At 69.9% G+C, this 24490-nt stretch carries 22 protein-coding genes; 9 read left to right on the forward strand and 13 right to left on the reverse strand.

Going from position 1 to position 24490, the window contains the following annotated elements; genetic code table 11:
* Positions 1–15: 15 nt before the first annotated feature.
* The 6 genes from CEB94_RS10095 to CEB94_RS10120 are packed head-to-tail and all read right to left on the reverse strand — an operon-like array spanning position 16 to position 5733.
* On the reverse strand, positions 16–1272 hold the full coding sequence (locus tag CEB94_RS10095) for a cysteine desulfurase (protein ID WP_175431860.1): 1257 nt from the start codon (positions 1270–1272) through the stop codon (positions 16–18).
* Complete coding sequence (gene sufC, locus CEB94_RS10100) at positions 1269–2033, reverse strand: Fe-S cluster assembly ATPase SufC (RefSeq protein WP_175431861.1); 765 nt, start codon at positions 2031–2033, stop codon at positions 1269–1271. The genes CEB94_RS10095 and sufC overlap by 4 nt, the downstream gene beginning before the upstream one ends.
* Positions 2034–2040: 7 nt before the next feature.
* Positions 2041–2358 carry a non-heme iron oxygenase ferredoxin subunit gene (locus CEB94_RS10105; RefSeq protein ID WP_142164656.1) on the reverse strand — a complete coding sequence of 106 codons (318 nt, stop codon included), beginning with the start codon at positions 2356–2358 and terminating at the stop codon, positions 2041–2043.
* Positions 2355–3539: a Fe-S cluster assembly protein SufD gene (gene sufD, locus CEB94_RS10110; protein WP_175431862.1), complete on the reverse strand. Its 1185-nt coding sequence runs from the start codon at positions 3537–3539 to the stop codon at positions 2355–2357. The genes CEB94_RS10105 and sufD overlap by 4 nt, the downstream gene beginning before the upstream one ends.
* A 53-nt stretch (positions 3540–3592) precedes the next feature.
* On the reverse strand, positions 3593–5014 hold the full coding sequence (sufB, locus tag CEB94_RS10115) for a Fe-S cluster assembly protein SufB (RefSeq protein WP_175431863.1): 1422 nt from the start codon (positions 5012–5014) through the stop codon (positions 3593–3595).
* Entirely contained in the window at positions 5011–5733 is a 723-nt protein-coding gene (locus CEB94_RS10120; RefSeq protein WP_175431864.1) for a helix-turn-helix transcriptional regulator, read from the reverse strand. The genes sufB and CEB94_RS10120 overlap by 4 nt, the downstream gene beginning before the upstream one ends.
* A gap of 161 nt (positions 5734–5894) precedes the next feature.
* Here CEB94_RS10120 and CEB94_RS10125 point away from each other — a divergent pair, with 161 nt between their 5' ends.
* From CEB94_RS10125 to CEB94_RS10140, 4 genes are read left to right on the forward strand one after another with little or no spacing between them, the layout of a single operon-like run.
* Complete coding sequence (locus CEB94_RS10125; protein WP_175431865.1) at positions 5895–6707, forward strand: AAC(3) family N-acetyltransferase; 813 nt, start codon at positions 5895–5897, stop codon at positions 6705–6707.
* A gap of 31 nt (positions 6708–6738) precedes the next feature.
* Positions 6739–7662: an ABC transporter ATP-binding protein gene (locus CEB94_RS10130; RefSeq protein ID WP_175431866.1), complete on the forward strand. Its 924-nt coding sequence runs from the start codon at positions 6739–6741 to the stop codon at positions 7660–7662.
* Positions 7663–7679: 17 nt separating this feature from the next.
* Positions 7680–8435: an ABC transporter permease gene (locus tag CEB94_RS10135; protein WP_175436955.1), complete on the forward strand. Its 756-nt coding sequence runs from the start codon at positions 7680–7682 to the stop codon at positions 8433–8435.
* A gap of 54 nt (positions 8436–8489) precedes the next feature.
* On the forward strand, positions 8490–9500 hold the full coding sequence (locus CEB94_RS10140) for a COX15/CtaA family protein (protein WP_175431867.1): 1011 nt from the start codon (positions 8490–8492) through the stop codon (positions 9498–9500).
* Between the two features lie 34 nt (positions 9501–9534).
* Here the strand turns inward: CEB94_RS10140 and CEB94_RS10145 are convergent, their stop codons facing one another.
* The 3 genes from CEB94_RS10145 to CEB94_RS10155 all read right to left on the reverse strand — a co-directional run bounded on the left by CEB94_RS10145 (position 9535) and on the right by CEB94_RS10155 (position 12045).
* Positions 9535–10641 (reverse strand): amidohydrolase family protein, encoded by a 1107-nt coding sequence (locus CEB94_RS10145; protein WP_175431868.1) that lies wholly within the window; start codon positions 10639–10641, stop codon positions 9535–9537.
* Between the two features lie 95 nt (positions 10642–10736).
* Positions 10737–11069, reverse strand: a complete 333-nt coding sequence (locus tag CEB94_RS10150) for a hypothetical protein (protein WP_175431869.1) — start codon at positions 11067–11069, stop codon at positions 10737–10739.
* A 58-nt stretch (positions 11070–11127) separates the two neighbouring features.
* A complete protein-coding gene (locus CEB94_RS10155; RefSeq protein WP_175436956.1) occupies positions 11128–12045 on the reverse strand; it encodes a heme o synthase in 918 nt (305 codons plus the stop codon).
* A gap of 382 nt (positions 12046–12427) precedes the next feature.
* On the opposite strand from CEB94_RS10155, the gene tkt reads away from it, so the two are divergent.
* The 5 genes from tkt to pgl are packed head-to-tail and all read left to right on the forward strand — an operon-like array spanning position 12428 to position 19066.
* Entirely contained in the window at positions 12428–14515 is a 2088-nt protein-coding gene (gene tkt, locus CEB94_RS10160) for a transketolase (protein ID WP_175431870.1), read from the forward strand.
* A 34-nt stretch (positions 14516–14549) separates the two neighbouring features.
* A complete protein-coding gene (gene tal / locus CEB94_RS10165) occupies positions 14550–15668 on the forward strand; it encodes a transaldolase (RefSeq protein ID WP_175431871.1) in 1119 nt (372 codons plus the stop codon).
* Between the two features lie 4 nt (positions 15669–15672).
* A complete protein-coding gene (gene zwf, locus CEB94_RS10170) occupies positions 15673–17196 on the forward strand; it encodes a glucose-6-phosphate dehydrogenase (RefSeq protein WP_175431872.1) in 1524 nt (507 codons plus the stop codon).
* Positions 17193–18284, forward strand: coding sequence for a glucose-6-phosphate dehydrogenase assembly protein OpcA (opcA, locus tag CEB94_RS10175; protein WP_175431873.1), 1092 nt, complete (start codon positions 17193–17195; stop codon positions 18282–18284). The genes zwf and opcA overlap by 4 nt, the downstream gene beginning before the upstream one ends.
* Positions 18281–19066 (forward strand): 6-phosphogluconolactonase, encoded by a 786-nt coding sequence (gene pgl / locus CEB94_RS10180; RefSeq protein ID WP_175431874.1) that lies wholly within the window; start codon positions 18281–18283, stop codon positions 19064–19066. The genes opcA and pgl overlap by 4 nt, the downstream gene beginning before the upstream one ends.
* Before the next feature lie 174 nt (positions 19067–19240).
* Here the strand turns inward: pgl and CEB94_RS10185 are convergent, their stop codons facing one another.
* Genes CEB94_RS10185 through CEB94_RS10200 form a run of 4 tightly spaced genes read right to left on the reverse strand, consistent with a single transcriptional unit; the run spans position 19241 to position 24466 of the window.
* Complete coding sequence (locus CEB94_RS10185) at positions 19241–20080, reverse strand: carbohydrate ABC transporter permease (RefSeq protein WP_175431875.1); 840 nt, start codon at positions 20078–20080, stop codon at positions 19241–19243.
* Positions 20077–21438 (reverse strand): ABC transporter permease subunit, encoded by a 1362-nt coding sequence (locus CEB94_RS10190; RefSeq protein WP_175431876.1) that lies wholly within the window; start codon positions 21436–21438, stop codon positions 20077–20079. Before CEB94_RS10190 ends, CEB94_RS10185 begins: the two co-directional genes overlap by 4 nt.
* Before the next feature lie 6 nt (positions 21439–21444).
* A complete protein-coding gene (locus CEB94_RS10195; protein ID WP_175431877.1) occupies positions 21445–22770 on the reverse strand; it encodes an ABC transporter substrate-binding protein in 1326 nt (441 codons plus the stop codon).
* Between the two features lie 37 nt (positions 22771–22807).
* Entirely contained in the window at positions 22808–24466 is a 1659-nt protein-coding gene (locus CEB94_RS10200; RefSeq protein WP_175431878.1) for a glycoside hydrolase family 13 protein, read from the reverse strand.
* Positions 24467–24490 lie beyond the last annotated feature (24 nt).

Consider the following 24490-nt stretch of genomic DNA (forward strand, 5'->3'; position numbering starts at 1 on the left):
CGTTCAGCACGCCCCTCAGCCGAAGAAGTTCCGTACGTGCTCCAGGCCGTCGACCAGTGCGTCGATCTCGGCCGGCGTGGAGTACAGATAGAACGACGCTCGCGTGGTCGCAGGAATTCCGTAGCGGAGGCAGACCGGCCGGGCGCAGTGGTGGCCGACCCGGACCGCGATGCCCTGCTCGTCGAGGACCTGGCCCACGTCGTGCGGGTGGATGTCGCCGAGCGTGAAGGAGATCGCCGCGCCCCGCTCCTCGGCCGTGGTCGGGCCGATGATGCGCAGGTCGGGTACCTCCAGCAGCCGCTTCACCGCGTACTCGGTGAGCGCGTGCTCATGGGCGAGGATCTTGTCCATGCCGATCGAGTTGAGGTAGTCGATCGCCGCGCCGAGACCGACCGCCTGGGCGACCGGGGGCGTGCCCGCCTCGAACTTGTGGGGCGCCGGGGCGTAGGTCGACGAGTGCATCGACACCGTCTCGATCATCTCGCCGCCGCCGAGGAAGGGGGGCAGGTCCTCAAGGAGTTCCTGCCGTCCCCACAGAACGCCGATGCCCGTCGGGCCACACATCTTGTGGCCGGTGAAGGCCACGAAGTCGGCTTGGAGGGCCTGCACGTCCAGCGGCATGTGCGGCGCGGCCTGGGAGGCGTCGATGCACACCAGCGCACCGACCTCCTGGGCGCGGCGCACTATCGCCTCGACCGGGTTCTGGGTGCCCAGGATGTTGGAGACCAGCACGAAGGAGACGATCTTCGTCTTCTCGTTGATGACCTCGTCGATGTTGGACAGGTCCAGGCGGCCGTCGTCGGTGAGGCCGAACCACTTCAGCTTCGCGCCCGTGCGCTGCGCGAGCAGCTGCCACGGCACGATGTTGGAGTGGTGCTCCATCTCCGTGATGACGATCTCGGTGTCGGAGTCCACGCGGTAGGGCTCGTCGGCCCAGCCCAGCATGTTCGCCACGAGGTTGAGCGACTCCGAGGCGTTCTTGGTGAAGATCACCTCGTTGCGCGAGGGCGCGTTGATGAACTCCGCGACCTTGTCGCGCGCGCCCTCGTACAGCGCCGTGGCCTCCTCGGCGAGCACATGCACACCGCGGTGGACGTTGGCGTTGTAGCGCTCGTAGTACTCGCTGAGTGCGTCCAGCACCTGGCGCGGCTTCTGGCTGGTCGCCGCGTTGTCCAGGTACACGAGCTTCTTACCGTCGTGGACCTGGCGGTCCAGGATGGGGAAGTCCTTGCGGATCGCCTCTGTGTCGAGGAGGCCCGGCAGCAATGTCACGCGGATGCGCCACCCTTCGTGTATACCTCGTAGCCCTCGTTCTCCAGCTTGTCGGCGAGCTCGGCGCCGCCGGACTCGACGATCCGGCCGCCGGAGAAGACGTGCACGTGGTCGGGCTTGATGTAGCGGAGGATGCGCGTGTAGTGCGTGATCAGCAGGGTGCCGACCTCGCCCGTCTCGCGGACGCGGTTCACGCCCTCCGACACGACGCGCAGGGCGTCGACGTCCAGGCCGGAGTCGGTCTCGTCGAGGACCGCGACCTTCGGCTTGAGCAGCTCCAGCTGGAGGATCTCGTGGCGCTTCTTCTCACCGCCGGAGAAGCCCTCGTTGACGTTGCGCTCGGCGAAGGACGGGTCGATGTTGAGGCGCTGCATGGCCTCCTTGACCTCCTTCACCCAGGTGCGCAGCTTGGGGGCCTCGCCGCGGATGGCGGTGGCGGAGGTGCGCAGGAAGTTCGACACGGACACGCCCGGGACCTCGACCGGGTACTGCATGGCGAGGAAGAGGCCGGCGCGGGCGCGCTCGTCGACGGACATCTCCAGGACGTCCTCACCGTCGAGGGTGACGGTGCCGCCGGTGATCGTGTACTTCGGGTGACCGGCGAGGGAGTAGGCGAGGGTCGACTTGCCCGAGCCGTTGGGGCCCATGATGGCGTGCGTCTCGCCCTGCTTCACGGTGAGGTCGACGCCCTTGAGGATCTCCTTCGTGGCGTTGTCGGCCTCGACGGTGACGTGCAGGTCTCGGATTTCAAGCGTTGCCATGGGTGCCTCAGGACTCCTGGGTGAGGGAGACGAGCACGTCGTCCCCATCGATCTTTACGGGGTATACGGGGACGGGGCGCGTCGCCGGAAGGGCGTCGGGCTTGCCGGAACGGAGGTCGAAGCGCGAGCCGTGCAGCCAGCACTCGATGTGGCAGTCGTCGACCTCGCCCTCCGCCAGGGAGACGTTCGCGTGCGAGCAGATGTCGTGGATCGCGAACACCTCGCCCTCGGTCTGCACGATGGACACGGGTGTGCCGTCGAGTTCCACCCGCTTCGGGGTGTCCTCCTCCAGCTCGCCCAGTCCACAGGCGCGTACGAAGGTCATGCGACCGCCGCCTCCAGCTCCTCCTCGATCTTGGCGATCAGGCGCTCCTCGATGTCGGGGAGGCCGATCTGCTGGACCAGCTCGGCGAAGAAGCCGCGGACCACCAGCCGGCGGGCCTCCTGCTCCGGGATGCCGCGGGCCATGAGGTAGAAGAGCTGCTCGTCGTCGAAGCGACCGGTCGCCGAGGCGTGGCCGGCGCCGACGATCTCGCCGGTCTCGATCTCGAGGTTCGGTACGGAGTCCACGCGCGCCCCGTCCGTGAGGACCAGGTTGCGGTTCATCTCGTACGTGTCCGTGCCCTCGGCCTTGGCCTCGATGAGCACGTCGCCGATCCACACCGCGTGCGCGCCGTCGCCCTGGAGCGCGCCCTTGTAGACGACGTTCGACTTGCAGTGCGGGACGTTGTGGTCGACCAGGAGGCGGTGCTCCTGGTGCTGGCCCGCGTCGGTGAGGTACAGGCCGAACAGCTCGGCCTCGCCGCCGGGGCCGGCGTACCGCACGCGCGGGTGCAGCCGCACGACGTCGCCGCCGAAGGTGACGACGACGGACTTGAAGGAGGCGTCGCGGCCGACGAGCGCGTTGTGCTGGGCGATGTGGACGGCCTTGTCGTCCCAGTCCTGGACGGAGACGACGGTGAGCTTGGCGCCGTCGCCCAGGAGGTAGTCGACGTTGGCGGCGAGCACGGCGTCACCGGTGTGGTCGATGACCACGATGGCCTCGGCGAAGGCGCCCAGCTCGATCACCTGGTGGCCGAAGGCGGTGCCGCCCTCGCCGTGCACCGCGATGCGGATGGGCTCGGTGAGGACGGTCTCCTTGGGGACGGTCACGACCGAGGCCTTCTCGAAGGCCGAGTAGGCCTGGGCGGCGACGCGGTCCGCCGGGGTACCGGCCTTGCCGAGCCGCGCGTCGTCGCGGCCGACGGCCTCGACGGTGACGCCCTCGGGGGCCTGGACCTCGACCTTGAGCCCGTTGCCGGTGGCGACGGCGGTGCCGTCGTGCAGGCCGCGCAGGCGCTCCAGCGGGGTGAATCGCCACTCCTCCTCACGGCCGTGCGGGACGGGGAAGTCCGCCACGTCGAAGGAGGGGGGCGCGCTCATACGCGTGGCGACGGTCGACTCCGCGGCGACCGCGATCGAGCCCGCGGTGGTGGATCCCACGGGGATATTCTGGGCCTCAGCCATGGCTGTCGTAGTGCTCTCTTTCCTGAGTGGGACGTCTGCTGTCGAGGGGGCGGTCAGCCGACCGCGCCCTCCATCTGCAGCTCGATCAGCCGGTTGAGCTCCAGCGCGTACTCCATGGGGAGTTCCTTGGCGATGGGCTCGACGAAGCCGCGCACGATCATCGCCATCGCCTCGAACTCGGAGAGGCCGCGGCTCATCAGGTAGAAGAGCTGGTCCTCGGAGACCTTGGAGACGGTCGCCTCGTGCCCCATGGACACGTCGTCCTCGCGGACGTCGACGTAGGGGTAGGTGTCCGAGCGGGAGATGGTGTCGACGAGCAGCGCGTCACAGAGCACGTTGGACTTCGAGCCGTGCGCACCCTCGCCGATCTCGACCAGACCGCGGTACGAGGTACGGCCGCCACCGCGGGCGACGGACTTCGACACGATGTTGGACGAGGTGTTCGGCGCCATGTGGACCATCTTGGAGCCGGCGTCCTGGTGCTGGCCCTCGCCGGCGAAGGCGATGGACAGGGTCTCGCCCTTGGCGTGCTCGCCCATGAGGTAGACGGCCGGGTACTTCATCGTCACCTTGGAGCCGATGTTGCCGTCGATCCACTCCATGGTCGCGCCCTCGTAGGCGACGGCGCGCTTGGTGACCAGGTTGTAGACGTTGTTCGACCAGTTCTGGATGGTCGTGTAACGGCAGCGGGCGTTCTTCTTGACGATGATCTCGACGACCGCGGAGTGCAGCGAGTCCGACTTGTAGATCGGGGCGGTGCAGCCCTCGACGTAGTGCACGTAGGCACCCTCGTCGACGATGATCAGGGTCCGCTCGAACTGGCCCATGTTCTCCGTGTTGATACGGAAGTAGGCCTGGAGCGGGATCTCGACGTGCACGCCCGGCGGCACGTAGATGAAGGAGCCGCCCGACCACACGGCGGAGTTCAGCGACGCGAACTTGTTGTCGCCGACGGGGATGACGGTCCCGAAGTACTCCTTGAAGAGCTCCGGGTGCTGCTTCAGCGCGGTGTCGGTGTCGAGGAAGATGACGCCCTGCTCCTCCAGGTCCTCACGGATCTGGTGGTAGACGACCTCCGACTCGTACTGCGCGGCGACACCGGCCACGAGGCGCTGCTTCTCCGCCTCGGGGATGCCGAGCTTGTCGTACGTGTTCTTGATGTCCTCGGGCAGGTCCTCCCAGGACTCCGCCTGCTTCTCCGTGGAGCGCACGAAGTACTTGATGTTGTCGAAGTCGATGCCCGAGAGGTCCGAGCCCCAGTTCGGCATGGGCTTCTTCTCGAACAGGCGCAGGCCCTTGAGGCGGAGCTTGGTCATCCACTCCGGCTCGTTCTTCTTGGAGGAGATGTCCCGGACGACGTCCTCGTTGATGCCGCGCTTGGCAGAGGCGCCGGCCGTGTCGGAGTCGGCCCAGCCGTATTCGTAGTTGCCCAGGCCCTCCAGCTCGGGGTGGGCAGTCTCCGTGGGGAGAGTCATGCGGGGTTCCTCCCGGCCGTGCTTGCAGATGCGTTATGGGAAATCTTGGGGATGAACGTCGTGCAGACGCCGTCGCCGTGCGCGATGGTGGCGAGCCGCTGTACGTGCGTACCGAGCAGCTCGGCGAAAAATTCCGTCTCCGCCTCGCACAGTTGCGGGAACTGCTCGGCGACGTGGGCGACCGGGCAGTGGTGCTGACAGAGCTGCTCACCCTGCTGCGGGTGGGGCGCGCTGCGCGCCGTAGCAGCGTACCCGTCGGCACTCAGGGCCTTGGCCAGCGCTTCGGTCCGCTTCTCGGGCGCGGCGGTCTCGACCGCCTGGCGGTAGGCGCCGGCCTGCGCCGCGATCCTGGCGCGGGCGAAGGCGGCGATCGCCTCGTTGCCGCCCTCGCGGTCGGCGATCCAGCGCAGGGCGTCCGTCGCGAGCTTGTCGTAGGACTGGTCGAAGGCGTCCCGGCCGCAGTCCGTCAGGGCGAACACCTTGGCCGGCCGGCCGCGGGTCCGCGCGCCGTACACCCGCTGCTCGCGCGCCTCCACGACACCGTCGCCCGCGAGGGCGTCGAGGTGTCGGCGCACGGCCGCCTGGGTGAGGCCCAGCCGCTCGGCGAGCTCGGCGACGGTGGAGGGGCCGTGGTCCAGGATGGACCGCGCGACCCGGTTGCGGGTGGACCGCTCCCCGGTCGCCAGCTCCTCGTGAGGTGCCTCGCCGACGTTTTTCACAACGCCATTGTTGCGTAATTCTTCCGGACCGGGCAAGCCGCGCATGCCGCGGGCCACGGTGCCCTGCGTCACTTAGGTAAACCTAATCTGACCTGCGGAAACGATCTCTGATCGATCAAAGCGGTGGCATGCGGCAGCCGCTTCGGGGACACTCCAAAACCATGCCCACACCCCCTCCGACCGGCCCTCTTGTCACCCGCGAGACGCTCCGGACACAGCTCGCCGAGCTCGGTGTACGCCCCGGCGAGACCCTCCTCGTGCACTCCTCGCTCAGCTCCCTCGGCTGGGTCAACGGCGGTGCCGTCGCGGTGGTGCGAGGATTGCTCGACGCGCTCGGCCAGATGGGCACGCTCGTGGTCCCCACCCAGACCGGCGACCTCTCCGACCCGGCCCTGTGGAGCAAGCCGCCCGTACCCCCGCAATGGTGGGCGGCCATCCGGGCCACCATGCCCGCCTACGACCCGCGGATCACGCCCGCCCGCGGGGTCGGCGTCGTCCCGGAGACCGTGCGCACCTGGCCCGGCGCCCTGCGCAGCGCGCATCCGCAGACCTCGTTCGCGGCGCTCGGCCCGCAGGCGGCGGAGGTGCTCGACGGGCACGCGCCCGACTGCCGGCTCGGTGAGCGCAGCCCGCTGGCGAAGCTGGAGGCGATGGGCGCCCGGGTGCTGCTGCTCGGTGCCGGCTACGCCTCCTGCACGAGCTTCCACCTCGCCGAGTACCGGATACCGTCCCCGCGCGTCGCCGTGGGCCGGCCGGGCCCCGAGGGCTGGGAGACCGTGACCGAGGTGTCGATCAGCTCGGACCGTTTCGACGAGCTGGGCTACGACTTCGAACGGGACCGGCCCGTCGTCCGCGGCAAGGTGGGCGCGGCCGAGGCGCGGCTGTTCCCGGTGGCGGACGCGGTGGCCTACGCCGAGCGGTGGCTGGCGGTCCACCGGCCCCGTGAGGAGGAGTTCCCGCACCCGCCGCTCTGAGCCCCGGCGCACGAACCTAGACTCTGGACCCATGCGAAGCGAGCCCGTGGTCCAGGTCCAGGCCCTGGTGAAGCGGTACGGCACGAAGACCGCGGTGGACGGGCTCGACCTGGTGGCCCGGGTGGGTGTGACCGCCGTGCTCGGCCCCAACGGGGCGGGCAAGACGACCACGGTCGAGACCTGCGAGGGGTACCGGAAGCCGGACTCCGGCACGGTGCGCGTCCTGGGCCTCGACCCGGTGAGACACTCCGGTGACCTGCGGCCCCGCATCGGCGTGATGCTCCAGTCCGGCGGCGTCTACTCGGGCTCCCGGGCCGACGAGATGCTCCGCCACGTGGCCAGGCTGCACGCGCACCCCCTCGACGTGGACACGCTGATCGAGCGGCTGGGGCTCGGCTCGTGCGGCCGTACGACGTACCGGCGGCTCTCCGGCGGGCAGCAGCAGCGGCTCGCGCTGGCCATGGCCGTGGTCGGGCGACCGGAGCTGGTCTTCCTCGACGAGCCGACCGCCGGGCTCGACCCGCAGGCCCGCCGCGCCACCTGGGACCTCGTCCGGGACCTGCGCGCGGACGGTGTCTCGGTGATCCTCACCACCCACTACATGGACGAGGCCGAGCAGCTCGCCGACGACGTCGCGATCATCGACGCGGGCCGGGTCATCGCCCAGGGATCCCCGGAGGAGCTGTGCCGGGGCGGCGCGGAGAACACGCTCCGCTTCTCGGGCCGGCCGGGCCTGGACGTCGGCTCGCTGCTCAAAGCCCTGCCCGCCGACTCCTCGGCCGCCGAGCTGACGCCCGGCTCCTACCGGGTCACCGGCAAGGTCGACCCGCAGCTCCTGGCGACGGTCACCTCCTGGTGCGCCCAGCACGGCGTGATGCCAGAGAAGATCTCGGTGGAGCGGCACACCCTCGAAGACGTGTTTTTGGAGCTGACTGGCAAGGAGTTGCGCTCGTGACCGCCACCGGCACGGGGATGTACACGCCGAAGCCCGGCGCGGCGCCCCTCCCCCGCATGATCGCGGCCCAGGCCGCTCTTGAGACGAAGATGCTGCTGCGCAACGGTGAGCAGCTGCTGCTGACCGTCGTCATCCCGACCCTGCTCCTGGTGCTGTTCAGCACCGTGGACATCGTCGACACGGGCGCCGGCGAGGCGGTCGACTTCCTCGCCCCCGGCATCCTCGCGCTCGCGGTGATGTCGACCGCGTTCACCGGTCAGGCCATCGCGACCGGCTTCGAGCGCCGCTACGGCGTGCTGAAGCGGCTGGCCTCCTCGCCTCTGCCGCGCTGGGGGCTGATGACGGCGAAGACGCTGTCCGTCCTGGTCACCGAGGTGCTCCAGGTGGTCCTGCTGACGGTGATCGCCTTCGCGCTCGGCTGGTCACCGCAGGGCAACCCGGTCGCCGTCCTGCTGCTCCTGATCCTCGGCACGGCGGCCTTCTCGGGCCTGGGTCTGCTGATGGCGGGGACGCTGAAGGCCGAGGCGACGCTGGCCGCGGCCAACCTGGTGTTCCTGCTGCTGCTCGTCGGCGGCGGGGTCATCGTGCCGCTCGACAAGTTCCCCGCCGGCGCCCAGGACGTGCTCGGTGTGCTGCCGATCTCGGCGCTGTCCGACGGGCTGCGAGACGTCCTCCAGCACGGCGCCGGGATGCCCTGGGCCGATCTGGGGATCCTTGCCGTCTGGGCGGTCGTGGGGCTGGCGGCGGCCGGGAAGTTCTTCCGCTGGGAGTAGGGAAGGGGCCCTGTGACCGACCCTCGTGAAAGCGTGCACAAGCGGCGGCCTACGATGGACGGCGTGCCAAACGTGACTCGCGCCGACGCCAAGGCCGCCCTGCGCAACCCGCTCGCCTTCATCGCCGAGCGCTGGACCCCCGAACCCCGGACGGTCCAGCGCGCCGCCCTCTCCGCGCTGGTGATGGCGGTGATCATCGTCGTCACCGGCGGCGCCGTACGGCTGACCGGCTCGGGCCTGGGCTGCCCGACCTGGCCCAAGTGCACCGACGACTCGCTCACCGCCACCAGCGCGATGGGCGTCCACGGCGCCATCGAGTTCGGCAACCGCATGCTGGCGTACGTGCTGTGCGCCGCGGTCGGCTGGGCCATCATCGCCGCGCGCGCGCAGAAGCCCTACCGGCGCGGCCTGACCCGGCTGGGCTGGGCGCAGTTCTGGATCGTCATGAGCAACGCGGTGCTCGGCGGCATCGTGGTGCTGGTCGGTCTCAACCCGTACACGGTCGCGGCGCACTTCGTGGCGACGTCCGCGCTCATCGCGGTGGCCACGGTGATGTGGCAGCGCACCCGTGAGGGCGACGCGGCACCCCGCCCGCTGGTCGGCAAGGCCGTGCAGCAGCTGGTGTGGTTCCTGGCCGCAGCGGCCGTCCTGCTCATCCTGGTCGGCACGGTCGTCACCGGCTCGGGCCCGCACGCGGGCGACTCCAGCGAGGTCGAGCGGATGCCGTTCGACTGGGAGACGGTGAGCAAGCTGCACGCCGTGCTGGCGTGGATCGTGGTGACGCTGACGTTCGCCCTGTGGTTCGTCCTCAAGGCGGTCGGCGCGCCCAAGGATCCGCTGAACCGCACCCGCGAGCTGTTCCTGATCCTGCTCGCGCAGGGCGTCATCGGCTACGTGCAGTACTTCACGGACCTGCCCGAGCTTTTGGTCGGCCTGCACATGCTGGGCTCGGCCGTGATGTGGATCTGGGTGCTGCGGGTGGTGCTGTCGCTGCGCGAGCGGCCGGAGGCCGTGACCGACCTGCCCGGCCCCGCGACCCACGAAGCCACCCTGACCAAGGCCTAGGGCCGGCCCGACCGAGATCTGGTCGGGCGACGTCTCAGCCGAGCCCGTACACCCTGCGCGCGTTCGCCGACGCCAGCATGCCCGCGACCCGCTGCGCGTCGGCCAGGGACCACGCCCCTTCCGCGACCCAGGTGCCGAGCACCCGCCCCAGGGCCTCGCGGAACAGGCGGGCGCCCACCACGTGCAGTTCGGGCAGGCCCTGCGCGCCGGTGGAGAAGAGGACCTTGCCGAACGGGGCCAGCTCCAGGATCTCCGCGAGGACGGTCGCGGCCCGGGCGCCCGTGCGGACCAGGGCGGCGCCGCAGTCGACGTGGACATGAGGGAAGACACCGGCGAGATGGGCGGCGTGCCGGTGGTACGGGTAGCCGTGCAGCAGGACGAGGTCCGTGCCGAGCCCGGCGGTGGCCCGCACGAAGTCCGTCAGCAGCACCGGGTCCGTACGGTCGATCCGCAGCCCCGGCGCGCCCAGCCCCGCGTGCAGCTGGAGCGGCAGGCCCGAGGCGACCGCGCTCCACAGCAGATGCCGTAGCAGCACCGGGTCGCTCAGCTCCCCGCCGACCCCGCGCCCGGCGAGCCAGCGGCCGACGGCCCCCCGCACCTCCCCCGGCCCCGGCGGCTCCGGCGCGAGCGCGAGGCCGTGCCGTACACCCGCGACCGAGGTGAAGGCGACGGCGTGCGCGGCGGCCGCGTGCACCGACTCGGCGAGGTTGGCGAGGAAGGACTCGACGGTTCCGGAGGTGTCGGCGACCTGCTCGGCCAGGAGTTCCAGGCGCACGATCTCGCGGGCCTCGGCGGCCCCGGCGGAGGCCAGCTCGCCGGGTTCCGTCAGATCGCCGGGGAGGCCGGTGTCGACCAGGTACGTGGTGATGCCGCTGCCGCGCAGGAGCCGGCGGCCGGACTCGAGGACACCCAGTTCCCGGCGTCGGGCCAGGTAGCGGGCGGGCGCGCAGTGCGGTTCGAGGCCGAGCAGGGGTGGGCACCAGCGCCTGACGGCGAAGCCTGTCTGGGTGTCGAAGAGCGTGGTGCCGGGAGCGGGTGGGCCCTCGGTGCGGCTGAGGTGGGCCTCGAAGGTGCCGAGGCCCAGCTCTGTGCGGAGTACTCCGTGGCAGTACTGGTCCACTAGGGACGGCGTTTCGATCATCCGGGCTCCCCGGGGTGGACCCTGTTGTTCTTAAGGGTCCTAACGGGTGAACCGGGTTCGAGGTCGCGGCCCCCGGCACCGGAGGGGGTGCGGGGTCAGTCGTTCTTGGGGCCGCCCACCTGGATCCCCGCCATACGCGACCACTCGTAGCGGCCCGTCTTGACCTTCGCCGCGAATTCGCCGTCGAAGGACTCGTGGCGGGTGATGCCCGACTTCTCCACGGCCTTCTCGGCGATCTCGAAGGACGGGGCGACCAGGTCGCCCCAGTTGCCGTCCTCGCCGACCAGGACGATGCGGGCCCCGCGCTCGCCGAGGTGGGCGACCTGTCCCTCGGCGCCGCCGTGGGCCTGCGAGAAGGAGGAGATCTGCTTGGCCAGCCGGGCCGCCTTGCGCTCGGCCTTCGGGTCAACCTGCTGCGTGTCTGCCATGGCCAGGATGCTACTCACGAGTAGATCGACTCGCGAGGGCAGGGCGGTGTGACGTACGTCAGCGCAGGAACGGATCGACCGCGACCGCCACGAACAGCAGCGAGACGTAGGTGATCGACCAGTGGAACAGGCGCATCTCCTTCAGCTTCGCGCCCGTCGCCTCCGCCTTCGCGCGGTTCTGCAGGCCATGCGCCTCCCAGAGCCAGAAGCCTCCCGTCAGCAACGCGACCGACGTGTAGAACCAGCCGGTGTAGCCCAGCGGCTGCAGCAGGAGCGAGACGGCGACCATGACCCAGCTGTAGATCACGATCTGCTTGGCGACCACCTTGTTGGACGCGACCACCGGCAGCATCGGCACGCCCACGCGCGCGTAGTCCTCCTTCACCTTCATGGACAGCGGCCAGTAGTGCGGCGGCGTCCAGAAGAACATGACGAGGAACAGGATGATCGGCGCCCACGACATGGAGTTCGTGACCGAGGACCAGCCGATCAGCACCGGCAGACAGCCGGCGATGCCGCCCCACACGATGTTCTGCGAGGTACGGCGCTTGAGGATCATCGTGTAGACGACCACGTAGAACAGGAGCGCGCCGAGGGAGAGCCAGGCGCTCAGCCAGTTCACGGCGAGGCCGAAGAGCAGGGTGGACGTGATCGCCAGGGTGATGCCGAAGGCGAGACACTCGCGCGGGCTGACCATGCCGGTGACCAGCGGACGCTGCGAGGTGCGGTCCATGAGCGCGTCGATGTCCCGGTCGATGTACATGTTGAGCGCGTTGGCGCCGCCCGCGGACAGGTAGCCGCCGAGGCACGTCAGCAGCACCAGCGTCAGGTCGGGCACGCCCTGCTGCGCCAGGAACATCACCGGCACCGTCGTGATCAGCAGCAGCTCGATGATCCGCGGCTTGGTGAGAGCCACGAACGCCATGACACGGGCCCGGAGCGGCCGGTGGGCCGGGCTCTGGTCCGCCCCGATCATCCCCGCTGGACGGGATTCAACGGCCGTCACGCACACCCCTACAGAGACATCCCAGCAAGCCCCACCCTGTGAAGTCCCGGTAAAGGCTCGCGCGTACCACGCCACTTTAGACGTTGCCCAGACTCGGACATTCGCGGGGGTCGGGTCGTGTTGGCAGGCACCTTCCGAAGGGCGCCCCGAAGCTCGATTGAGCACCCGGATGAGCGGCTCCGTATTCACCTGTCGAATGCGGTACGGCCCAGTCAGGAGGCGGATCGGGATCAGCCCCGGCACTCTGGAGTGACTCGAAAAAACGCACGTCCCACGGGGGTAGGCTCGACTGCGGCCGGTGGGCGCCCCGATACACCGGCTTCCGACATGTGGAGAGGAGCCCTGACCCAGGGTGAGCACCAAGCCGACCACCACAGACCTCGAGTGGACCGAGTTGGACCAGCGGGCCGTCGACACCGCGCGTGTCCTGGCCGCCGATGCCGTACAGAAGGTCGGTAACGGCCATCCGGGTACGGCGATGAGCCTGGCGCCTGCCGCCTACACCCTCTTCCAGAAGGTGATGCGGCACGACCCGGCGGACGCCGACTGGGTCGGGCGGGACCGCTTCGTGCTGTCCGCCGGCCACTCGTCCCTGACCCTCTACACCCAGCTGTACCTGGCCGGTTTCGGCCTGGAGCTGGACGATCTGAAGTCCTTCCGCACCTGGGGTTCGAAGACTCCCGGCCACCCCGAGTACGGGCACACCACCGGTGTGGAGACGACCACCGGCCCGCTCGGCCAGGGTGTCGCCAACGCGGTGGGCATGGCGATGGCCGCGCGCTACGAGCGCGGTCTGTTCGACCCGGAGGCCGCCGAGGGCGAGTCCCCGTTCGACCACTTCGTCTACTGCATCGCCGGTGACGGCTGCCTGCAGGAGGGCATCTCCGCCGAGGCCTCGTCGCTGGCGGGTCACCAGAAGCTGGGCAACCTGGTCCTGCTGTGGGACGACAATCACATCTCGATCGAGGGCGACACCGAGACGGCCGTCTCCGAGGACACCGCCAAGCGGTACGAGGCGTACGGCTGGCATGTGCAGCGGGTGCAGCCGCAGGCCAACGGCGACCTGGATCCGGCCGCGATCTTCGAGGCGATCCAGAAGGCCAAGGCCGTCACGGACCGGCCGTCGTTCATCGCGATGCGCTCGATCATCGCCTGGCCGGCCCCGAAGGCGCAGAACACCGAGGCCGCGCACGGCTCGGCGCTGGGCGAGGACGAGGTCGCGGCGACCAAGCGGGTCATGGGCTTTGATCCGGAGCAGTCCTTCGAGGTCTCCGACGAGGTCATCACGCACACCCGCAGGGCGCTGGAGCGGGGCCAGGCGGCCCGCGCGGTGTGGGAGAAGGCGTACCAGCAGTGGCGGGACAACAACCCCGAGCGCGCCGCGGAGTACGACCGCGTCGCCAAGGGTGAGCTGCCCACCGGCTGGGAGGAGAAGATCCCGGTCTTCGAGGTCGGCAAGGGTGTGGCCACGCGTGCCGCCTCCGGCAAGGTCCTCCAGGCGCTCGGCGGGGTCATCCCCGAGCTGTGGGGCGGCTCGGCCGACCTGGCCGGCTCCAACAACACCACGATCGACAAGACCAGCTCCTTCCTCCCGGCGGACAACCCGCTGCCGGAGGCGGACCCGTACGGCCGCACGATCCACTTCGGTATCCGCGAGCACGCGATGGCCGCCGAGATGAACGGCATCGCGCTGCACGGCAACACCCGGATCTACGGCGGCACCTTCCTGGTCTTCTCCGACTACATGCGCAACGCGGTGCGGCTGTCGGCGCTGATGCACCTGCCGGTGACGTACGTGTGGACGCACGACTCCATCGGCCTGGGTGAGGACGGCCCGACGCACCAGCCGGTCGAGCACCTGGCGTCGCTGCGGGCGATCCCGGGCCTGAACGTCGTGCGCCCGGCGGACGCCAACGAGACCGCGATCGCCTGGCGGGAGATCCTGGGGCGCTGGACGAAGGAGTTCGGCAAGGGCCAGCCGCACGGTCTGGCGCTGACCCGTCAGGGTGTGCCGACCTACGAGCCCAACGACGATGCCGCGAAGGGCGGTTACGTCCTGTTCGAGGCCGACGGCGGCGAGCCCGAGGTCATCCTGATCGCCACCGGCTCGGAGGTGCACGTCGCTGTCGAGGCGCGCGAGCAGCTCCAGGGCGCCGGCGTGCCCACCCGCGTGGTGTCCATGCCGTCGGTGGAGTGGTTCGAGCAGCAGGACCAGGGGTACCGGGACAGCGTCCTGCCGCCGTCCGTGCGGGCTCGTGTCGCGGTGGAGGCCGGTATCGGTCTCACGTGGCACAAGTACGTGGGGGACGCCGGCCGCATCGTTTCCCTGGAGCACTTCGGTGCTTCGGCCGACGGCAAGGTCCTCTTCCGCGAGTTCGGCTTCACTCCCGAGAACGTGGCCGCCGCCGCGCGGGAATCGATCGCCGCAGCTCAGCGCTGACGCTCATATACGACACGTAGGAGATGGAATTTCCATGACAGACGCACTCAAGCGCCTCTCCGAGGAAGGCGTGGCGATCTGGCTGGACGACCTGTCGCGCAAGCGGATCACGTCCGGCAACCTCGCCGAGCTGATCGACCAGCAGCACGTCGTGGGCGTCACCACCAACCCGTCGATCTTCCAGAAGGCGATCTCGCAGGGCGACGGCTACGACACGCAGCTGACCGACCTCGCCGCCCGCAAGGTCACCGTCGAAGAGGCCATCCGCATGATCACGACGGCGGACGTCCGTGACGCCGCCGACATCCTGCGCCCGGTCTTCGACGCCACCGGTGGCCAGGACGGCCGGGTCTCGATCGAGGTCGACCCGCGCCTGGCGCACAACACGCGGGCGACCGTCGCCGAGGCCAAGCAGCTCGCCTGGCTGGTGGACCGGCCCAACACGCTCATCAAGATCCCGGCGACCGAGGCGGGCATCCCGGCCATCGCCGAGACCATCGGCCTGGGCATCAGCGTCAACGTCACGCTGATCTTCTCGCTGGAGCGCTACCGACTGGTCATGGACGCGTTCCTGACCGGCCTGGAGAAGGCCAAGGAGCGCGGCCTGGACCTGTCGCAGATCCACTCCGTGGCGTCGTTCTTCGTCTCCCGCGTGGACACCGAGATCGACAAGCGGATCGACGCGCTCGGCACCGACGAGGCCAAGGCCGCCCGCGGCAAGGCCGGCGTCGCCAACGCGCGCCTGGCCTACCAGGCGTACGAGGAGGTCTTCTCCTCCGAGCGCTGGACCGCGCTGGAGAAGGCGGGCGCCAACAAGCAGCGTCCGCTGTGGGCGTCGACCGGTGTGAAGGACAAGGCGTACAAGGCCACCCTGTACGTCGACGAGCTGGTCGCTCCCAACACGGTGAACACCATGCCGGAGGCGACGCTGTTCGCCACGGAGGAGCAGGGCGAGATCCGCGGCAACGCCGTCGCCGGCACGTACGAGCAGGCCCGCGCCGACCTCGACGCGGTCGAGAAGCTCGGGATCAAGTACGACGACGTGGTCCGGCTGCTGGAGGAGGAGGGCGTCGAGAAGTTCGAGGCGTCCTGGACCGACCTGCTGAAGTCGACCGAGGCCGAGCTCAAGCGCCTCGCCCCGTCGGAGGGCTGAACAGGTGTCGAGCAGCAACCCGCTGCGTGACCCCGCGGACCGACGGCTCCCGCGTATCGCGGGGCCGTCGGGCCTGGTCATCTTCGGCGTCACGGGCGACCTGTCACGGAAGAAGCTCATGCCCGCCGTGTACGACCTCGCCAACCGGGGTCTGCTGCCGCCGGGCTTCTCGCTGGTGGGCTTCGCCCGCCGCGAGTGGGCGCACGAGGACTTCGCGCAGGAGGTCCACGACGCGGTCAAGGAGCACGCCCGCACGCCCTTCCGCGAGGAGGTCTGGCAGCAGCTCATCCAGGGCATGCGCTTCGTGCAGGGCACCTTCGACGACGACGACGCGTTCGAGCGTCTGCGCTCCACGATCGAGGAGCTGGACAAGGCACAGGGCACGGGCGGCAACTTCGCCTTCTACCTGTCCGTGCCGCCGTCGGCCTTCCCGGTGGTCATCCAGCAGCTGAAGAAGCACCAGCTGGCCGACCAGACGGGCGGCTCCTGGCGGCGCGCGGTCATCGAGAAGCCGTTCGGCCACAACCTCGCCTCGGCCGAGGAGCTCAACAAGGTCGTCCACGAGGTCTTCGCCCCGGACCAGGTCTTCCGCATCGACCACTACCTGGGCAAGGAGACCGTCCAGAACATCCTGGCGCTGCGCTTCGCCAACACGATGTTCGAACCGATCTGGAACCGGTCCTTCGTGGACCATGTGCAGATCACCATGGCCGAGGACATCGGCATCGGCGGCCGGGCCGGCTACTACGACGGCATCGGCGCCGCCCGTGACGTCATCCAGAACCACCTGCTCCAGCTGATGGCCCTGACGGCCATGGAGGAACCCGCCTCCTTCGACGCGGACGCGCTGGCCGCCGAGAAGACCAAGGTCCTCGGCGCCGTGAAGCTGCCCAAGGACATGGGCCGGGACACCGTGCGCGGCCAGTACTCGGCCGGCTGGCAGGGCGGCGCGAAGGTGATCGGCTATCTCGACGAGGACGGCATCAACGCCTCGTCGAAGACCGACACCTACGCCGCGATCAAGCTGGAGATCGACAACCGCCGCTGGGCGGGCGTCCCCTTCTACCTGCGCACCGGCAAGCGCCTGGGCCGCCGCGTGACGGAGATCGCGGTCGTCTTCCAGCGGGCCCCGCACTCCCCCTTCGACTCCACGGCCACCGAGGAGCTGGGCTCCAACGCGATCGTCATCCGCGTCCAGCCGGACGAGGGTGTCACGGTCCGCTTTGGCTCGAAGGTGCCGGGCACCTCGATGGAGATCCGGGACGTGTCGATGGACTTCGCCTACGGCGAGTCCTTCACGGAGTCGAGCCCGGAGGCGTACGAGCGTCTGATCCTGGACGTTCTGCTCGGTGACTCGAACCTCTTCCCGCGCACCGAGGAGGTCGAGCTGTCCTGGGAGATCCTCGACCCGATCGAGGAGTACTGGGACAGGAACGGCAAACCCGCCCAGTACCAGGCCGGTACCTGGGGGCCCGTCGAGGCGGACGAAATGCTCGAGCGACACGGACGGAGCTGGCGCCGGCCATGAAGATAGACCTGACGGACACCACGGCCAGCAAGGTCAACAAGGCGCTGGTGCAGGGCCGCCGGGCGATCGGCACCCCGGCGGTCGGCATGGTGCTCACGCTGGTCATCGTGACGGACGAGGAGAACGCCTACGACGCGCTGAGGGCCGCGAGCGACGCCGCGCACGAGCATCCCTCGCGCACGCTCGTGGTCATCAAGCGTGTCTCTCGCTCACCGCGCGACCGTACGCAGTCCCGCCTCGACGCGGAGGTCCGGGTCGGGGCGGACGCCGGCTCCGGCGAGACGGTGGTGCTCCGTCTGTACGGCGAGGTCGCCGACCACGCCCAGTCGGTGGTGCTGCCGCTGCTGCTGCCGGACGCCCCGGTGGTGGTGTGGTGGCCGGTGAACGCGCCGCTCGACCCGGCGAAGGACCCCCTGGGTGCCCTCGCGCAGCGCCGCGTCACCGACACGTACGCCTCCGAGCAGCCGGTGCGGGACCTGGCCACCCGGTCCGGGACCTACACCCCCGGTGACACGGACCTGTCCTGGACCCGCATCACGCCCTGGCGCTCCATGCTGGCGGCGGCCCTGGACCAGGTCGCCTGCGAGGTGCGGGCCGTCGAGGTGGAGGGCGAGGAGTTCAACCCGAGCTGCGAGCTGCTGGCGATGTGGCTCGCGGACCGGCTGGACGTTCCCGTGAAGCGCTCGCTGTCCAGCGGCCCCGGTCTGACGGCCGTCCGGATGGACACCAACTGCGGCCCGATCAAGCTGGACCGCGCCGACGGCTCCCTCGCGACGCTCTCCATCGAGGGCCAGCCGGACCGGGCGGTGGCGCTCAAGCGCCGGGAAACCGCCGAGCTGATGGCGGAGGAACTGCGGCGGCTGGACCCGGACGACACGTACGCGTCGGCGCTGCGGTACGGGGTGGACCGGCTGAAGTCCTCGTCGTCGGTGCTGTCGGTGCCCAAAAGTGAGGGGCGAGCAGGACTCGCCCTCCCCGCTCCCGTTGAAACGGCTGCGAAAGCACCCGCTGCGGAAGCGACGGCGCAGGCACCGGTGAGGCGGGAACCGCCCGAGCTGGAACCGGTACGGAAGGCGACGACGAAGTGAGTACGGCACCGCAGCTGGTCGTGCACCGCGACAAGGAGCTGATGGCGCAGGCCGCGGCGGCCCGGCTGATCACCAAGATCGTGGACGCGCAGGCCTCCAGGGGCTCGGCGTCCGTGGTCCTGACGGGCGGCCGCAACGGCAACGGCCTGCTGGCCGCCCTCGCCGCGGCGCCCGCCCGGGACGCGATCGACTGGAGCCGGCTCGACCTCTGGTGGGGCGACGAGCGGTTCCTGCCCGAGGGCGACCCGGAGCGCAACGTCACCCAGGCGAGGGAGGCTCTCCTCGACTCGGTGCCGCTCGATCCGAAGCGGGTGCACGCGATGCCCGCGTCGGACGGGCCCCACGGCACCGACGTGGACGCGGCGGCGGCCGCGTACGCGGAGGAACTGGCGCGGGCGGCGAGCCCGGAGAACCACGGTCCCGTGCCCACGTTCGACGTGCTGATGCTGGGCGTCGGACCGGACACGCATGTCGCGTCGCTGTTCCCGGAGTTGCCGGCGGTGCGTGAGACCGACCGTACGGTCGTCGGGGTCCACGGCGCGCCCAAGCCGCCGCCGACCCGGGTGACGCTGACGTTGCCTGCGATCCGTTCGGCCCGGGAGGTGTGGCTCCTGGCTGCCGGTGAGGACAAGGCACAGGCCGCGGCGATCGCCCTCTCGGGAGCGGGCGAGATCCAGGCCCCGGCGGCCGGGGCGTACGGCCGCAGCCGGACACTGTGGCTGCTGGACGGGCCGGCGGCTTCCCAACTGCCCCGTTCCTTGTACCCGCCGGCTTCGGCTTAGGCGACCAGGGGGCTTTGCCCCCTGGACCCTCGTGCCTTCGCCCACCCACCATCCGAAGCAGTCAGCCAGGAGGCTGGACTCGCGAGTTGCCCCCATCAAGGGCAGTTTCGGATGGCGGGTGGGCATAGGCGGGGGTCCAGGGGGCGGAGCCCCCTGGTCGTGCATCGGCAGTGCTTACTTCACCGACCCGGCCATGACTCCCTGCACGAAGTGCTTCTGGAACGCGAAGAACACGACGACAGGGACGACCAGGGACACGAACGCCCCGGGTGCCAGGACGTCGATGTTGCTTCCGAACTGCCGTATCTGGGACTGCAGTTCCACCGTCAGCGGCTGCGACGCACTGTCCGCGAACAGCAATGCCACCAGCATGTCGTTCCACACCCACAGGAACTGGAAGATGGCCAGGGAGGCGATCGCGGGCCGCCCCACGGGCAGGATGAGCCGCGTGAAGATGCGCCATTCGCTGCCGCCGTCCATCCGCGCCGCCTCCAGCATCTCCTTCGGCATCTCGGCGAAGTAGTTCCGCAGCAGGAACACCGCGAAGGGAAGACCGTAGGCCACGTGGAAGAGCACGACACCGGGGATCGTGCCGAACAGGCCCAGCTGCCCGAAGAGTTTGGCGACCGGCAGCAGACCGATCTGCACGGGCACCACCAGCAGCGCGACCACGACCAGGAAGATCGCCTCCCGCCCGGGGAAGTCCAGCCACGCGAAGGCATAGCCAGCGAGCGCCGCGACGACCACGACCAGCACCGTCGTCGGCACCGAGATCAGCACCGTGTTCCAGAACGCCTGCGTGATCCCGGCGTTCCCCAGCAGCGACGAGTAGTTGTCGAAGGACAGCTGCCCGGGGCTGGAGAACACCGTCCACCAGCCGCCCTTCGCCGTGTCCTCGGCGGACCGCAGCGAGGAGAGGAACAGCCCGGCCAGGGGCGTCATCCACACCAGGCCGGTCACCACGAGGAAGGCCTGGACGGCCCCGTTGCCCAACCCGCGCCGAATCACGTTCATCGCTGGCTCCTTCGGAAGCGGCGGACGTTGAACACCATGGCCGGGACGACCAGCAGCAGGAGCAGCACGCCCAGCGCGCTGCCGAGCCCCTGGTTGTTGCCGCCGCCGAACGACACCAGCCACATCTGCGTCGCGAGCACGGTCGCGTCCTCCTGCACGGGCCCGGGCGCGATGATGTAGACGAGGTCGAAGACCTTCATCACGTTGATGACGAGGGTGATGAACACGACCGACAGGACGGGTGCCAGCAGCGGCACCGTGATCCGGCGGAAGATCTGCCACTCGTTCGCGCCGTCCATCCGTGCCGCCTCCAGGGCGTCCCGCGGCAGCGTCGACAGTCCCGCGCCGATCAGCACCATGGCGAAGCCGGTCCAGATCCACAGGTAGGCGCCGATGATCGCCGGGGTGACCAGCGCCGGCCCGAGCCAGGAGACACCCTCGTAGGGCTGGGCGAAGTTGGACGACGGCAGTCTCACCTCGTAGGAGCCGGGTTCGAGTCCCTCGAAGCGGAAGGAGCCGTCGGCGGCCGTGGCGGTCGAGGCGATCTGCTTGCCGTCGCGGACCGCCTCGACCTTCATCTCGGGCAGTCCGCTCTCCCGCCGGTCGACCTTGCCCTGTTCCCCTCCCCCGCCGGGCGTGAAGTCCAGGTAGACGACGCCGCGCAGTTCGTCGGCGGCGGCCTTCTGTCCCGCCGCCGTGTACGCGGGCTCGGCACCGCCCGGCAGGTCGCCGGGCCGCACGCCGACGAGGCCCAGCGCCACCGCGTCCCCGGGCGACACGCTCGTGCTCGTGCGGTACGAGCCGTCCTTGTCCTTGGTCAGGCTCTGCCCGTCACGCGCCCGGGCCGTCGGATAGGAGGACTGCGCCTTGAAGGCGTCGTGGACGGAGACCACCGCGGCGTTGAGCACGCCCTTGTCGGGGTCCTCGTCGTAGGCGAGGCGGAAGATGATGCCGGCGGCGAGGAAGGAGACCGCCATCGGCATGAAGAGGAGCAGCTTGAAGGCCGTGGCCCAGCGGACCTTCTCCACCAGCACGGCGAGGATCAGCCCGAGGCCGGTGAGCAGGGCCGGGGCGATGACGACCCAGATGGCGGTGTTGCGGACGGCCTTGAGGGTCGCCGGGTCGCGGAACATCTCGGTGTAGTTGTCGCCGCCGACGAAGCTCGTGCCGGAGGCGTCGAAGAAGCTGCGGCCGATGCTGAACAGCACGGGGTAGACGACGAGCGCGCCGAGCAGCAGCAGCGCGGGCAGCACGAACAGCAGGGCAATGATCTTCCCGCGCCGGCGCAGTCGCCGGGTGCGGTCGGCCACCGGGCCGGGCGGTGGGGAGCTCGTCTCTTTCACGAGGGTCGCTGTCATGGCGTATCAGTCCTGGTACGCCTTGGCCGCCGCGGCCTCCAGCTTCGCCGCGGTGCCCTTCGGGTCGGAGGGGTCGCGCAGGAAGTCCTGGAGCAGCTTCCACTCGCCGGTGCCCTTCGTGCCGCCGAAGGCCGCCGGGGCCTGGTCGGACATGTCGAAGCGGACGGAGTCGCCGGCGTCGACGAGGGACTTGGCGGTGGCGCGGGTGACGTCGTCGCCGTAGGAGGCGAGGTCGAGCTTCTTGTTCGGGGAGAGGAAGCCGCCCGCCTCGGCCCACACGGCGGAGGCCTCGGGGGTCGCGAGGTACTCCAGGAGGGCCTGGGCGGCCTTCTGGTTCTTGCCGTCCTTGAGGACGACGGCGGCGTCACCGCCGCTGACGACCGGTGCCTCTCCGCCGCCGACCGCCGGGAACGGGAAGAAGTTCGCGTCCTGGCCGACCTTCTTGCCGAACTGGTCCTTGGCGACACCGGCGACGAAGTCACCCTCGTAGACCATGCCGGCCTCGGGCTCCGGGCCGAACACCTTCTCGACGGAGCCGGGGAAGTCGGTGTTCAGGGCGCCCTTCTGTCCGCCGGCGATGAGCTGCTTGTCCTTGAAGAGCTTGCCGAGGGTGGTGAGGGCGTCGACGACGGACGCGTCGGTCCACTTCAGTTCGTGGGCGGCGAGAGCGTCGTACTTCTCGGGTCCGGCCTGGGAGAGGTAGACGTTCTCGAACCAGTCGGTGAGGGTCCAGCCGTCCTGTCCGGCCACAGAGAACGCGGCGAGGCCGGAGTCGGACACGGTCTGCCCGGCCTTGAGCATCTCGTCGTAGCTCTTCGGGGGCTTGACGCCGGCCTGTTCGAGGGCGTCGGGGCTGTACCAGACGGTCGACTTGTGGGCGGCCTTGAAGTACAGGCCGTAGAGGGTGCCGTCGACGCTGCCGTACTTCTTCCACACGGGGGCGTAGCCGGCGTCAACGGCCTGCTCGGTCTTCTTCGACAGCGGCTTGAGCCAGCCCTTCTGCGCGAACTGCTTGAGCACGCCGACCTGCGGGACCATCACGACGTCGGGGGCGTTGCCACCCTCGATCTTGCTCCCGACGACGGTGGAGACGTTGTCGCCGGTGGACGTGAACTGCGTCTTGGCGCCGGTCTTCTCGGTGAAGGCGTCCAGCACCTTCTGGAAGTTCTTCTGCTCGGTGCCGGACCAGACCCCGGCCACGGTGATCGACTGGCCGCTGAGCGCCTTGTCGCCGCCGCCGGCGGAGACGGGTCCGCCGCCGCAGGCGGTCGCGCCGAGCGCCAGGACGAGGGCGGTGCAGCCGGTGAGCAGGGTGGTACGTCGTCGCATCATCGTTGATGTCCCTTCGGGGGAGTTGGCTTGCGGAGGTTCAGGTACGGATCCACCAGGCGGCCGTCGAGCCGGAGAGCACTCCGAGCGGGCAGGGGCCGCTGGCGAGCAGGGGGGAGCCGGAGACCGGCGCGGGGGTGGGGGCGGTACCGAAGTTGACGGCGCAGACCAGGTCGTCGCCGCGTTCGAAGGCCAGGACGCCGGGCGGGGCGTCCAGCCAGCGCAGCGTGCCCTCGCCCAACTGGGGTAGCTGGGCTCGCAGTTGCAGGCCGTCGCGGTACAGGTGCCAGAAGGAGCGGGTGTCGGCGAGGGCGCGGTCGGTGGCGTACTCGGCGAAGTACTCCGGCTGCGGCAGCCACGGCTTGGCGCTCTCCACTCCCGGGGTGAAGCCGAACGGTGAGGCCTGGCCCGACCAGGGCAGCGGCACCCGGCAGCCGTCGCGGATGCGGGCCCGGCTGCCGGTGCGGCGGAAGATCGGGTCGGTGAGCACGTCGTCGGGCAGGTCCACGACCTCGGGCAGTCCGAGCTCCTCGCCCTGGTAGATGTAGGCGGCTCCGGGCAGCGCCAGCATCAGCAGCGCGGCGGCGCGGGCACGGGCGGCTCCGAGACCGTGGCCCTCGGTGGCGGGTTCGCCGTAGCGGGTGACGGTGCGGACCTGGTCGTGGTTGTTGAGGACCCAGGTGACGGTCGAGCCGGTCCCGGCGATGTCCTGCATGGCCTCCGAGATGACCTTCTGGAAGGCGTCGGCGTCCCAGGAGGCGCTGAGCAGGTCGAAGAAGAAGGCCTGGTGCAGCTCGTCGGGGCGGACGTACTGCGCGTGCTCGCGGGCGGTCGGGACGGACACCTCGCCGACGAGGAGGCGTTCGCAGCCGTCCCGCTCGGTGTACTCCTCGCATATGGAGCGCCAGCGGCGCCACACGTCGTGCACCTCGGGCTGGTTCCAGGCGAGCGGGTTGACCGAGTCGCGGGTGCGGGCGTCGGCCTCCGGGTCGTCGGAGTCGGGCAGCTCGGGGTGCTTGAAGAGGCCGGCGGCGACGTCGATGCGGAAGCCGTCGATGCCCCGGTCCAGCCAGAAGCGCAGGACCCGGTCGAACTCGGCGCCGGTCTCGGGGTCGCGCCAGTTCCAGTCGGGCTGCTCGGGCGCGAACATGTGCAGGTACCACTGGCCGGGCGTCCCGTCCGGTTCGGTCACCCGGCTCCAGGCGGGGCCGCCGAACATGGAGTGCCAGTTGTTGGGCGGCTCGGCGCCGTCCGGGCCGCGGCCGTCGGCGAAGTGGAAGCGGGCCCGGGCCGGAGAGCCGGCGGGCGCGGCGAGCGCCTCGCGGAACCAGGGGTGCTCGCTGGAGCAGTGGTTCGGGACGATGTCGAGCAGCACCTTGATGCCGAGCCGCCGCGCGGCCCCGACCAGCTGGTCGAACTCTCCGAGGTCGCCGAAGAGCGGGTCGACGTCGCAGTAGTCGGCCACGTCGTAGCCGTGGTCGTGCTGCGGCGAGGGATAGAAGGGGCTCAGCCAGATCCCGTCGACGCCGAGCTTCTTGAGGTACGGCAGTCCGGCCCGGACGCCGGCGAGGTCGCCGATGCCGTCGCCGGTGCTGTCGAGGAAGCTGCGGACGTACACCTGATAGATCACTGCGTCACGCCACCAGTGGTGCCTGTTCAACCCATCGACCTGTCTCTGAGGAGGGCAGCGGTTATGCATGCATGTTAAGTAGGCGTGTCGAGA

Source organism: Streptomyces hawaiiensis, from assembly GCF_004803895.1.
GTDB lineage: Bacteria > Actinomycetota > Actinomycetes > Streptomycetales > Streptomycetaceae > Streptomyces > Streptomyces hawaiiensis.

What these genes read in the sequence shown, in the direction of transcription:
- sufC (WP_175431861.1), bottom strand. Translation starts at nt 2,033, where the DNA reads ATGGCAACGCTTGAAATCCGAGACCTGCACGTCACCGTCGAGGCCGAC.
- CEB94_RS10105 (WP_142164656.1), bottom strand. Translation starts at nt 2,358, where the DNA reads ATGACCTTCGTACGCGCCTGTGGACTGGGCGAGCTGGAGGAGGACACC.
- sufD (WP_175431862.1), bottom strand. Translation starts at nt 3,539, where the DNA reads ATGGCTGAGGCCCAGAATATCCCCGTGGGATCCACCACCGCGGGCTCG.
- sufB (WP_175431863.1), bottom strand. Translation starts at nt 5,014, where the DNA reads ATGACTCTCCCCACGGAGACTGCCCACCCCGAGCTGGAGGGCCTGGGC.
- CEB94_RS10125 (WP_175431865.1), top strand. Translation starts at nt 5,895, where the DNA reads ATGCCCACACCCCCTCCGACCGGCCCTCTTGTCACCCGCGAGACGCTC.
- CEB94_RS10130 (WP_175431866.1), top strand. Translation starts at nt 6,739, where the DNA reads ATGCGAAGCGAGCCCGTGGTCCAGGTCCAGGCCCTGGTGAAGCGGTAC.
- CEB94_RS10135 (WP_175436955.1), top strand. Translation starts at nt 7,680, where the DNA reads ATGTACACGCCGAAGCCCGGCGCGGCGCCCCTCCCCCGCATGATCGCG.
- CEB94_RS10140 (WP_175431867.1), top strand. Translation starts at nt 8,490, where the DNA reads ATGGACGGCGTGCCAAACGTGACTCGCGCCGACGCCAAGGCCGCCCTG.
- CEB94_RS10145 (WP_175431868.1), bottom strand. Translation starts at nt 10,641, where the DNA reads ATGATCGAAACGCCGTCCCTAGTGGACCAGTACTGCCACGGAGTACTC.
- CEB94_RS10150 (WP_175431869.1), bottom strand. Translation starts at nt 11,069, where the DNA reads ATGGCAGACACGCAGCAGGTTGACCCGAAGGCCGAGCGCAAGGCGGCC.
- CEB94_RS10155 (WP_175436956.1), bottom strand. Translation starts at nt 12,045, where the DNA reads ATGATCGGGGCGGACCAGAGCCCGGCCCACCGGCCGCTCCGGGCCCGT.
- tal (WP_175431871.1), top strand. Translation starts at nt 14,550, where the DNA reads ATGACAGACGCACTCAAGCGCCTCTCCGAGGAAGGCGTGGCGATCTGG.
- opcA (WP_175431873.1), top strand. Translation starts at nt 17,193, where the DNA reads ATGAAGATAGACCTGACGGACACCACGGCCAGCAAGGTCAACAAGGCG.
- CEB94_RS10185 (WP_175431875.1), bottom strand. Translation starts at nt 20,080, where the DNA reads ATGAACGTGATTCGGCGCGGGTTGGGCAACGGGGCCGTCCAGGCCTTC.
- CEB94_RS10190 (WP_175431876.1), bottom strand. Translation starts at nt 21,438, where the DNA reads ATGACAGCGACCCTCGTGAAAGAGACGAGCTCCCCACCGCCCGGCCCG.
- CEB94_RS10195 (WP_175431877.1), bottom strand. Translation starts at nt 22,770, where the DNA reads ATGATGCGACGACGTACCACCCTGCTCACCGGCTGCACCGCCCTCGTC.
- CEB94_RS10200 (WP_175431878.1), bottom strand. Translation starts at nt 24,466, where the DNA reads ATGCATAACCGCTGCCCTCCTCAGAGACAGGTCGATGGGTTGAACAGG.